This window comes from Fluviicola sp. (genome assembly GCF_030151805.1).
Lineage (GTDB): Bacteria > Bacteroidota > Bacteroidia > Flavobacteriales_D > Crocinitomicaceae > Fluviicola.
In genome coordinates this window covers 1-11,410 of sequence record NZ_JASLCN010000227.1, presented here as the reverse complement: position 1 = coordinate 11,410, position 11,410 = coordinate 1, and the positions used below count along the sequence as shown (strand labels likewise).

The following is an 11,410-nucleotide window of genomic DNA, read 5'->3' as shown; positions in this document are numbered from 1 at the left end:
GTTGGTTTATCTGATGGTTTCGTTTTTAATGTTAAAAAAAGATTTCCATTTTCGATTAAATCACATTTAATCAACAGTATAAAAAACGGAATGTGAATAATATTTTGTATCATATTTCGTTAAAAGTGATAGATTTGTACCACAAGACAACAACTAGTAAACTAAAAACAAGCGGATAACTATGAAGAAATTTTTTGCCTACGCAGCAATGGCTGCCCTTTTAGCAGTGGTTATAGCATCTTGCGGATCATCCAGAGGACATTGTGATGCATACGGAAGTGTTAATAACACTGAAAATGCTGATTTAGCATCTAAATAACGAAACAAACCAAAAGTCTCTTCCCACGGAGGCTTTTTTTATGCCTAATGGTTTTTCTTGCGTAAAACGAAATTCTGTCCCAGGTATACTTTCCGAACTTGCTCATCTGAAGCCAGTTCTTCCGCTGTTCCGGATTTTAAGATACTTCCCTCAAACAATAAATACGCCCGATCAGTAATCGACAGGGTTTCCTGCACGTTGTGATCCGTGATCAGGATTCCGATATTGCGTTTACGCAGATCTGAAACAATACTTTGGATGTCTTCTACGGCAATCGGGTCAACTCCCGCAAAGGGCTCATCCAAAAGCACAAACTTCGGGTTCGTTGCCAAAGCGCGTGCAATCTCGGTTCTTCTTTTTTCACCTCCGGAAAGTCTGTTTCCCAGGTTTTTTCGAACCTTTGTCAGGCTGAATTCTTCCAGAAGCTGCTCCATCTTCTCTTTTCGCTCGACCTTATTCAAATCGGAAAGTTCCAGGATCGACAAGATGTTGTCTTCCACGCTGAGTTTTCTGAAAACCGAAACTTCCTGTGGCAAATACCCGATTCCCAATTGAGAACGTTTGTACATCGGATAATGTGTGATTTCCAGGTCATCCAGGAAAACATGTCCTTCATCCGGTTTTACCAAACCAACCATCATGTAAAAAGAAGTGGTTTTTCCTGCTCCGTTCGGACCAAGCAAACCAACAATCTCTCCCTGGTTTACCTCAATGGTAACACCTTTTACAACGTTTCGACCCTTGTAAGTCTTCTTGATATCGTGCGTATGTAGCTTCACCTTGCGAAAATACGATATTTTTTATAGCATGAATTATTTTGTATGAATGCCCTTTTCGAGTTCTTTTATTTTTGTGATGGATTGACGAATCCAGAAAATGTGATTTCGCTTTTCTTTATAGGTCATATTTTTTGATTCGTCAATAGCCGTATTTAAAAGTTGAGTTGCTTCTTCAATTCGGTTTTGATTTTCCAGGAAGTTGGCATAAGCATACTTTCCCTCAAAATCAGAATACCGTCTATCGAACTTTTTATATTCTGTTTCAGCTTCTTTGTTTTTACCCAACTGCTCTAGAGATTTGGCATAAGATAGGTGAGCGAATGAACGATTGAAGTCTGAATGATTATTCACTAAACCAGCCAGCTCAATGACCTTTTCGTGGTTGTTCAAAGCATAATTTGAACACATCATAGCGGTAATTAATTCAGGAGAATTTGCAAAAAGCCCCTGACGATTTTGTTCATATAATGCAAGAGCTTCTTCGTCTCTTCCTAAAGCTTGATAACAATCTGCCAATAACATCCTGTTTTTAAATGTATCGGAGAATTTTAAATTGCGTTCAAGTTGTTTCAGATTGCCATGTGGACGAATCACGGTGTTTACATTCGATGCTACCGAGCTAAATTTATCTTTGGTAAAGACAACCGTGAAAATATAAATCAAGCTGCCAATAAATGGAAGAAAAATAATTAGCCATAACCACTGATTGGAATGGCCTTTACGCATACAATGAAATACGCAAAATCCTTGAAGTATTAAGGATATAAAGTAATTAGAATAAAGAAGGTGTATTAAATTCACGACGATTAAAAAAACAAATTAAAAGATAAACGACCATCTTGCGCGAATTCCCAGCGGAAGAATTCCTTTTTCCAGGTGTGTGATTCGCCATACCAAATCAACGCGACCCAGTTTGAAGATGTTTTCAATTCCGACTGATGCTTCTGCGTAAGGAATTTGCCCGAATTGTTTGGTAAATGACGGAATGATCATGACTTCGCTGTGTCTTGGGCTGATTGCGCCATAAGTGATCCTTCCTCCTGTCACCAGGCGCCATTTTAGTTTTTTCATCAACGGAATGCGGTCGAAAAGTAAGCCTTGCCAATGATGTTCAAGGAATCCGCCGACGTAACGATCGGAAATAAACTCGAAATATGACATGCGGTTGAAGGAATTCGTATACAGCCAGTAAGACTGACTTCCTTCATGCACTTTCAGGAACGGATAAGCAACGGTTCCCAATACAACTCCGGCATTTACACCGTAGCGAAGACGACCCAAAACTCCGATGTTGCGGCTATGTTCCATCGCAAATTCGATTTTCTGATAGTTGTAATCACTTCCGAAAACGCCTTTGATTCCGAAAATTCCCTGGATGGATAGAATCGGGAATTTGGAAGGAAGTGTTGTGCGGTCGAAATTTCCGGATATAAACTCTTCATCCTTACACCATCTGAAGCGGAGTGTTATTTCCGAACTTTGAATGTGTCTCAAGGTGTCTAATCCTCCGTATTCGTTCTTGCGTTCGTACGTTGCCAAACCGAGCGGAGTATATTCTTTCCATTCGAACCCGCCGAAAATGACAAAATCTTTCCCCAGATCTTTTTCAATGTTGATTCCGGCTTTGTCCACAAATGTTAATTTGTCGAGAGGCCCTGTTCTCAACAAGGAGCTGAAAGTTGATCCTACGGCAGCTGCAGTGGGCGAAATACCGATCTGTTCGATGTCTCGGTTTCCGTAAATAATTAGAAGCCCGCGTTTTTTCGGAGTGAGGTTAATCCGGGTTGTTAATCCGTATTTGAATCGTTTGTCGCCGAAACCGTAATACAATCTTCCTCCGAACTCAATCCGTTTCGAAAAAGCATTCGATGTACGGAGAGCTAATCCTGTTCGGAATTTCTCTACCGGATTCACGGAAATCAGGGAATAAATCGAACCGATTTCAATTTTTCCGACCGGGTAATAACCGGTGGCCAGCATGTAGGTCGAATTCTTCAGGAATTTGAAAAACGGATCCTGATTCAGGGAATCAACCATTTCATCAATCCCGTTTTCCTGATCATTCAATGGAATGTGCCGGTGTGCGATCCAATAATTTCTGTCCCGGATCTTGGCGCTGTCTGCAAATTCAACGGTGAAATCGCTTTTGTAATAATCATCCGGATGCGTTTTATTAATCACGAAATTTTTGCGGGAAGAGTATTTTCTGCCGTAAAAACCATAGAGTTTGGTTCCCTTGGTAACTTTCAGATCCAGGATCATTTTTTCTTCGGTCAGCATCCAGACTTCCGGAATCACCTGGTCGAAATGATGTTCCATGTACAAATCCTGAACGTAGTTGATATTTGCCCCGGGAGACAGTTTGGCTTTGAATGATTTGACGGCATAAGTCGTGTCATTAATCCACATTTCACCTTCAAAGGTCATGTCTCCGGTTCTTTTCGGAGTAAAGCGCAGTTTGTAACACCAGTTGTTGTCGATGAACATACTGTCTTCCAGGTAAAATTTGTAGTAACTGCGGGCAAAATTAGCCACAGGACTGATGAAGGCTTTCTGGAAAATGTTCAGGTAATTATCGTAGATGTTGAAATCCAGGTACATTTCTCCGAGAAATTGATTTAGCTGGAGGTTTTCGATTCCCGAAATCCGGGTTGCAGATACGAGTTCGCGTTTCTTTTTAGGGTTATTTTTAAAGCTGAACTGGGAAATGTTTTCCGAGAGAATAACGGGCAGATAGGTTTTTCCGCCATCTATCGAATCGAGGTAATCCATTACTACATCGAGTCGTTTCACAATATCGCGGTCCTTGAATTTGTCGCCGATATTGTTCAGGTCGATCTGAATTTTGTTGTATAGTTCGTAATCGTACGAATCTAATTTCTCCTTGTTGTTGATGTGCTTATGCGCAATTACTTTTTTGTGCAACGTTGTGGAAGGAAACTCATCCGGAGGTTTCACCGTTACTTCGATGATATCCGTAACCATTTCCTTTAAAGCAACGTCGATTGTTTGTTCTGCATCGCGTTTAACGGCTTTTGTAACCATCACGAACTCCGGCATGAAATACGTGACGCTGTCTGTGGCATAATACGTTTGCAGGGTGTAAAAACCAAGACTATCCGTTAACGTTCCGATTTTGGAAAGCTGAAACTGCACTCGAACATCGGGCATACCTTCGCCGGTTGCTGCGTCTACGACACGCCCTGAAACTTTTGTCTGTTGTGAGAAGACAAAGCTTTGGATCAGGCAGAGTAGAAATAGAATCCTTCGTTTGAGCATAGATGCCATAAATCTACGTAAAACTTGGACAAAAACAACACGTTATCAGTCAGATTATTCCTCCGTCAGACGCGTTTTTTCAACACGTTTCACTACAAAGATCCCGATTTCGTAAAGAAGTAAAATCGGAATACTTACGATCACCTGGGAAATCATATCCGGAGGAGTAATGATTGCAGCAAGGATTAAAACCACCACAATTGCATGTTTCCGGTATTTGCTTAAAAATCCGGATGAAACAATTCCCAGTTTCCCCAATAAGTATGCAACAATCGGAAGAAGGAAAAATAATCCGGAATAAAAAACGGTCGACAAAATGGTGCTCATATAAGAACTAATCGTAAAGTCATTCTTGATTTCACGCGTAATCTGGTAAGTACCGAAGAACTGAACACTCATCGGAGCAACGATGAAATAGCCGAATAAGATTCCCAGGAAGAAAAGAATACTCACATAGAAAACAATTCCTTTCACCATCTTCTTTTCGTTTTGTTTCAGTCCCGGTTTTACAAAAGACCATAACTGCCAGAAGATAAAAGGAAAACCAACAACTACTCCACCTAAGAAACTCATCCACAAAGCGTAAGAGAACTGTCCGCCCATGGTAGTCGATTGAAAATTGATCGGAATTTCATCCACACACATGAAATTCATGGTGTTGCAGAAAAAGTCAAAAGTGAAGAAATCCGGCTTGCTCATCGACAGGAAAATATGTGTCATAATCCAATCCTGATTCCACCAAATAACCACTGCAAGTACGATAATAACTACAGCGCATCGAACCAGTCTCCATCTCAATTCCTCGAGATGTTGTAAGAATGACATATTTTTTTCCTCTTCCATAATGTGGGTGCAAAGTTAATAATTCATCAAAAAAATGTGGTAATGAAATGTTAATAGTTGTTTTTTATTCATTTATCTTGTATTTTAGTGTAGTTGCCGATTTTATAGCGCCTATGCGTTTTATTATCAGTAATTTCGATATTTAGTAAAATTTAGGTAATCCTCTAATATTCAAACTTTATGGATCAGAATGATCTGAAAGAAGCACTTAGGAAATTTTTTGGTTTTGATCAGTTCAAGGGACAACAGGAAAACATAATCACCAATGTGTTACAGAAGAAGAACACGTTTGTAATCATGCCAACCGGTGGTGGAAAATCCCTTTGTTATCAGCTTCCTGCATTGTTATCAGAAGGTACTGCTATTGTAGTTTCCCCGCTGATTGCATTGATGAAAAACCAGGTAGATGCCATTCGCAATGTGAGTGATCATAACTCTATTGCTCATTTCTTAAACTCTTCTTTAAGCAAAACAGAAATCAACCGTGTAAAGGATGATATCCTTGCCGGAAAAACAAAACTGCTTTACGTAGCTCCCGAATCGCTTACAAAACAAGAAAATATTGATTTCCTTACTTCTGTACCGATTTCGTTCTTTGCGATTGATGAAGCGCATTGTATCTCTGAATGGGGACATGATTTCCGGCCGGAATACAGACGTCTGCGTGAAATCTTTGAAAAAATCTCCAATGTAGCGATCATCGCATTAACTGCTACTGCAACTCCAAAAGTTCAGGCAGATATTCAGAAGAACCTCAATATGATGGATGCGGACTTGTTCAAATCGTCTTTCAACAGGGATAATTTGTATTACGAGATCCGTTCGAAACAAAACGTTGAAAAAGAAATCATCAAATACATTCGCCAGCGCTCCGGGAAATCCGGAATTATTTACTGCCTTTCCAGGAAGAAAGTAGAAGAAATGGCCGAGTTGCTTCAGGTGAACGGAGTGAATGCTTTGGCATATCACGCCGGACTGGACGCAACAACCCGTGCAAAACACCAGGATATGTTCCTGATGGAAGAAGTGGATGTGATCGTTGCAACCATTGCATTCGGAATGGGAATCGACAAGCCGGATGTGCGTTTTGTAATTCATCATGATATTCCGAAATCACTGGAAAGTTATTACCAGGAAACAGGGCGTGCGGGCCGTGACGGCGGAGTAGGAGAGTGTATCACATTCTATTCGTACAAAGACATTGAAAAACTGGAAAAATTCCTTCAGGGAAAACCGGTTGCAGAACAGGAAATCGGAAAACAGTTGTTGAGTGAGATCGTTTCGTACTCCGAAACATCCGTTTGCCGAAGAAAATTCATCCTGCATTATTTCGGAGAAACTTTTGATGAAAGGCAATGCAATGAAATGTGTGATAACTGCAAGCATCCGAGAGAAAAACTGGAAGGAAAAGAATTTGTTCATCAATTGCTCCAGGTGGTTGATTTCCTTCAGGAGCAACAGAAGTCGAAACACGTTTGTGCCTTCTTATCGGGCGGAGTTACTGCCGAGATCAAAAGTTACAGGCACGATCAGGCTCCTTTATTCGGAGTTGGCAAGGACCGGGATGAACATTTCTGGAATGCGGTGATTCGTCAAACGGTAGTGGCAGGTTTGCTCTACAAGGATATTGAAACATACGGAACCTTAAAGTTTACTGAGAAAGGAAGGGGATTTTTAGCAAATCCGGTTTCATTTACCTTGTTGAAACAACACGATTACTCTGCTTCGGATGATGACGATGCGATGGTTTCTCCCGGAAAAGGAGGTGCTTTCGATGAGGTGTTGTATGATATGCTGATTGATTTGAGAAAATCGCTTTCGAAACAGAACAACATTCCTCCTTTTGTCATTTTCCAGGAACCGTCTTTGAAAGACATGTGTTTCCAATACCCGATTACGATTGATGAGTTGACGAATTGCCAGGGAGTTGGAGCCGGAAAAGCACAGCGCTACGGAGAGCCGTTCATTGCAATGATCGAAAATTATGTGGAAGAGAATGATATCGACAGACCACAGGATTTGGTGGTAAAATCCCTGATCAATAAATCGGTGCTGAAAGTGCAGCTGATCCAGAATATTGACCGGAAATTACCGCTTGAAGATATCGGAAGAGCACAGGGAAAAACGATGGACGAAGTGATTGAAGAGATTGAAGCAATTGTTTCATCCGGAACAAGAGTGAATATCAATTATTACATCGACGATATTCTCGATACGGATAACCAGGAAGAGATCTATGACTATTTCTCAGAAGCTGAAACAGACGATCTGGCGACAGCTTATCATGAATTTGACGGTGATTATACCGAAGAAGAATTGCGTTTGATGCGCATCAAGTTTATGAGTGAAATGGCGAATTAAACTATTGGTGGCTGAGCGGAATTGAAGCCACAGGTATTTCGGTTACTACACACCTCAAAAAAGCGTAAGAAAACAGATTGTAAAAAAGGACACTGAGTGAAGTCGAAGTGTCCTTTTTTTATGCGTATCTATTTCTTTAGGTAAGAAATCCGAATATCCTGCAGTCTTAAAATCTTGCTGTCTAAACAGCTACTGCAGCCTTAATATGTGGATGCGGATCGTAATTCAATAATTCAAAATCTTCGAATTTGAAATCGAAAATGTTTTTCACATCCGGATTGATTTTCATGGTTGGCAAGGGTCTGAAATCACGTGTTAACTGCAATTTCGCCTGATCCAAATGATTGGAATACAAGTGAGCATCACCCAATGTATGAATGAATTCTCCCGGCTTCAAATCACAAACCTGTGCCACCATCATGGTCAATAATGCGTAAGACGCGATGTTGAACGGAACTCCCAGAAACGTATCTGCCGAACGCTGGTACAACTGACAGCTTAATTTTCCGTCTGCAACGTAGAATTGAAACATCGTGTGACACGGAGGTAAAGCCATATTGTCGACATAAGCGACATTCCATGCATTCACGATCAATCTTCTGGAATTCGGATTTTTTTTAATTTGCTCAATCAAGTTCGAAATCTGATCAATAGAACCTCCGTCCGGAGTGGGCCACGACCGCCATTGATACCCGTAAACCGGTCCCAGATTTCCGTTTTCATCTGCCCATTCATCCCAAATCGAAACATTATTATCTTTCAGGTATTTGATATTCGTATCGCCTTGCAAAAACCACAACAATTCATGAATGATTGAACGCAGGTGCAATTTTTTGGTCGTCAGAACTGGAAAACCATCTTCTAAATTGAAGCGCATCTGATATCCGAATGTAGATAAGGTTCCTGTGCCGGTTCTGTCTCCTTTAAAAGTTCCCTTGTCTAAAATATGCTGTAATAAATCGTGATATTGTTTCATTTTTCTGTTGGAATGAGCTTTGGAATATTGTCTTCGAAGTTAGGGATTTTAATGACAGGCTCTTTGCTTTGGTTAATAATTCGGTTGCTTTGTTGATTCCTTTCTCTATTTTTGTCCAAAACTGGAAAATGCGTTTTTTGCTGTTGGTATGGATGTTAGTAGTCTCATTGTCTGTGGATTCTCAGGTTTTGAAGAAAAAGAATCTGGGTGTTTACCAGGGCGAAATACCTTCTTATGCATTGGAATTGGGTGAAGAAGTTCTGCAGGTTCGCCAGGCACATGTTTCGGTTGAATTTAAAACCGACGGAACACTCACGGAGAAAATCGATTCGAAAGAAACGAAGGGAATATATCTGATTCTGAGTGAAGACAAATATGCTGTTTACCTCGAAGTAAAACTAGACGGACAATACATTCCCGAAAACTATGTTTTATACAAAAAAGACCGGCGTCTGGAGCGAAAGGGAATTTACCCGCAGCCGGATGCTTTTTTGAAGAAACAGTAAGAATTCATTGTTGTTCCGGACTTCCGGTGATTTCTGTTGAATAGAGATATACTGCTGAAAGTTCAAATGATCAAAAGGTTCAAAAAATGTTACATTGAATATTGATCCCGATAGCTATCGGTAATTGAACTATTTCAACTTTTAAACCAATTAGAGGTTTCAATAAAAAACAATCATCTATCTTCCGATACAAAACCTTAATTTTTCACCAGCTTCATTCTGCTGATAGAAGTTCCTTCCTGGATTTCGACCCAATAAATGCCGCTGCTCAAAGCGGAAAACTGATCGAGTTTCACTTCATTCATTCCGTAAGAAGAGGCTTTTTCAAACGAGTTGATCTGATTTCCCTGCAAATCGAATAATTTGATCAGCGTATTGCTTATACCCGCAGAGAACCATGAAATAGTCAGGTCTTCGTTGAATGGATTCGGATAAGCGGATAACGAAGCGATTTCCTGCTGAATCAATCCCAAATGACAGGTTCCGATGATGTTGTTATCAATCCAGATAGCCCGGTTCAGAACCCACGATTTGATTGCCGCAATTTCTCCTGCATAATCAGCCGGAATCGGGTTTGGATTTGGCCAGGTGTAAACTCCTAAAAGCGGCCATTGCTCAAAATGCCGGTCTTTTGCCTGATCAATGTATTGCGCAATGGAATCAATTTTTGCATGAAGCGAATCTGTTGAAAGAAAACTTTGACGAAGCAGTGTCCAACGACATTTCAGTTCGTCCTGGAACCAGGAATCTTCCGTCATGCGTGTCCACCAGGTTGGAAGCCGGAAATCTCCAAGGCATCCGTCCACCAATTCATATTGCCATCCGGTGTAAGAATCTCCGTAGCAATAATTCGAATTCCACCAACCCAGGTTGAAATCCCACATCGGACCCATTCTTAATTTTCCACCTTTCGAATCTTTTTCCTTGTGCATAAAAGTGCTCAAACGATAACCGTCTACATTTTTACTGATCTCGTTCAGAATCAGAAAATCAATGAAGGTTTCCGGAACGGTATATTTTCGATAGCCCGTTGATGGATTTGCAAAAGAAGGACCCGCAAGTGCTGTTTCAAACGAATCAATGTATGCCTGGATGTAATCCTTCTGTTGCGGTTGAATATCATCTGCTTTCGGATAATGGTAGAGGAAGTTGATATCCGAATTGTCTGCCGACTGGTAATTGGAAGTCCACCCATCGCTGTTGGTTCCGGTCGTTTTATCAATCTTGACGATATAACCGCCAGTCAGATCATCACCCGAAATATCGGTTGGAAGTAACTTGGCAATAGCAACCCGGTTGGCGTCGCGCTTGATTTTCTCCATCAATACATAAATTCCCTGGTATTGATCATTCAATACCAATTCGCACAAAATAGTCCGGGAAGCGTAATGCTGCATCTGATTCGCTAATTCGTAAGTCAGAATATTCCGCATGCAGGTTTTGTCGTTATACGGAGCGTAAAGAATCCAGTCATGTTCCGCAGGAAGGCCTAATAAAACCGTGTCTTTTGTGGTTCCGTTAATGTCGCGGGTTTCAAAGCCATAAGATTTTTGAGGAAAATCAGCCGAAGTAGATCCGCGTCGTTCGATTCCGATATTGTTGTTGTAAGCATTGGGAAAATCGGTAAGGTAATTGAGGTTTCCGGCTCCGTTGTTGATCATTTTCATATGTCCCTGGATTTTCGGCTCGTCCGGAATTGTTTGACCGTTTGTGTTTAAAATAACAAGAGGCAGGTTGCTGCTGGTAAAAGGTTGATGTGTTGCTGGATTCGATCCGAAAGTGATTGACCAGGAATCCAGCGTTCCTTCATCTCCGCTGGCGGAATCATAAATGCGCAATTTCCAGCTTCCGTTCGGATTTTGGTTGTTGTTGATAATCCCCAAGGGGTTCATTGCCTTGAATGTTCCGGTGAAAGGAGCATCTTGTGTCACAATGGAAATCGTGGCATCACCGCGCAGACAGGTTCCGTCAAAATCATTATCACCTCCGCCGATCGCGGAAAAAAGGATGATCTGAGTGCCGTCCGGAGCTTCGAGAGTTGCTGTCAGATCGGCATCCCAGGTATGTGAGATTGACAAACAAATCTGTTCCAAACCAAAGGTTGTCTGGTTGATCGCTGCAGGAAGTCCGCTGACGTTAAGTGAACTTACCAATTCCTGGTTATCCTGGATGTTTCCCGAAGTTCCGTTAAAAGTTTGTGCGTGCGAAATCACACTTAGAGCAAGCGCTAATAGGGAGAGAGTCGTTTTCATTCAATGTTATTGAAACATTAAATTACGATTAAATCGGTTTAGAAAACGTTTAGTGAGAAACTTTTTCGGATAATTCTTCCGGATTGTGTTTGTGA

General features: G+C 41.0%; 8 protein-coding genes. 2 read left to right on the top strand and 6 right to left on the bottom strand.

Annotation, left to right across the window (positions count from 1 at the left end):
- Positions 1 to 363 precede the first annotated feature (363 nt).
- The 4 genes from lptB to tatC all read right to left on the bottom strand — a co-directional run bounded on the left by lptB (position 364) and on the right by tatC (position 5,202).
- A complete protein-coding gene (lptB, locus tag Q1V93_RS08755; protein WP_300663840.1) occupies positions 364 to 1,098 on the bottom strand; it encodes an LPS export ABC transporter ATP-binding protein in 735 nt (244 codons plus the stop codon).
- A 33-nt stretch (positions 1,099 to 1,131) separates the two neighbouring features.
- Entirely contained in the window at positions 1,132 to 1,824 is a 693-nt protein-coding gene (locus tag Q1V93_RS08750; protein WP_367183782.1) for a hypothetical protein, read from the bottom strand.
- A gap of 93 nt (positions 1,825 to 1,917) precedes the next feature.
- Positions 1,918 to 4,377 carry a DUF5686 family protein gene (locus Q1V93_RS08745; RefSeq protein WP_300663838.1) on the bottom strand — a complete coding sequence of 820 codons (2,460 nt, stop codon included), beginning with the start codon at positions 4,375 to 4,377 and terminating at the stop codon, positions 1,918 to 1,920.
- 54 nt (positions 4,378 to 4,431) lie between these two features.
- On the bottom strand, positions 4,432 to 5,202 hold the full coding sequence (gene tatC / locus Q1V93_RS08740; protein ID WP_300663837.1) for a twin-arginine translocase subunit TatC: 771 nt from the start codon (positions 5,200 to 5,202) through the stop codon (positions 4,432 to 4,434).
- Between the two features lie 198 nt (positions 5,203 to 5,400).
- Here tatC and recQ point away from each other — a divergent pair, with 198 nt between their 5' ends.
- Complete coding sequence (gene recQ / locus Q1V93_RS08735) at positions 5,401 to 7,581, top strand: DNA helicase RecQ (RefSeq protein WP_300663835.1); 2,181 nt, start codon at positions 5,401 to 5,403, stop codon at positions 7,579 to 7,581.
- 181 nt (positions 7,582 to 7,762) lie between these two features.
- On the opposite strand, the gene Q1V93_RS08730 is transcribed toward recQ, so the two are convergent.
- A complete protein-coding gene (locus Q1V93_RS08730) occupies positions 7,763 to 8,557 on the bottom strand; it encodes a thymidylate synthase (RefSeq protein ID WP_300663833.1) in 795 nt (264 codons plus the stop codon).
- Between the two features lie 128 nt (positions 8,558 to 8,685).
- Here Q1V93_RS08730 and Q1V93_RS08725 point away from each other — a divergent pair, with 128 nt between their 5' ends.
- A complete protein-coding gene (locus Q1V93_RS08725) occupies positions 8,686 to 9,063 on the top strand; it encodes a hypothetical protein (protein WP_300663831.1) in 378 nt (125 codons plus the stop codon).
- A gap of 197 nt (positions 9,064 to 9,260) precedes the next feature.
- Here Q1V93_RS08725 and Q1V93_RS08720 read toward each other — a convergent pair whose 3' ends face one another.
- Positions 9,261 to 11,315, bottom strand: a complete 2,055-nt coding sequence (locus Q1V93_RS08720; RefSeq protein ID WP_300663829.1) for a CotH kinase family protein — start codon at positions 11,313 to 11,315, stop codon at positions 9,261 to 9,263.
- Positions 11,316 to 11,410: the final 95 nt, after the last annotated feature.

Bases quoted from the DNA above. Each gene is read 5' to 3' on its own strand.
- Q1V93_RS08750 (WP_367183782.1), bottom strand. From the start codon at position 1,824: ATGCGTAAAGGCCATTCCAATCAGTGGTTATGGCTAATTATTTTTCTT.
- Q1V93_RS08745 (WP_300663838.1), bottom strand. From the start codon at position 4,377: ATGCTCAAACGAAGGATTCTATTTCTACTCTGCCTGATCCAAAGCTTT.
- tatC (WP_300663837.1), bottom strand. From the start codon at position 5,202: ATGTCATTCTTACAACATCTCGAGGAATTGAGATGGAGACTGGTTCGA.
- recQ (WP_300663835.1), top strand. From the start codon at position 5,401: ATGGATCAGAATGATCTGAAAGAAGCACTTAGGAAATTTTTTGGTTTT.
- Q1V93_RS08730 (WP_300663833.1), bottom strand. From the start codon at position 8,557: ATGAAACAATATCACGATTTATTACAGCATATTTTAGACAAGGGAACT.
- Q1V93_RS08725 (WP_300663831.1), top strand. From the start codon at position 8,686: ATGCGTTTTTTGCTGTTGGTATGGATGTTAGTAGTCTCATTGTCTGTG.
- Q1V93_RS08720 (WP_300663829.1), bottom strand. From the start codon at position 11,315: ATGAAAACGACTCTCTCCCTATTAGCGCTTGCTCTAAGTGTGATTTCG.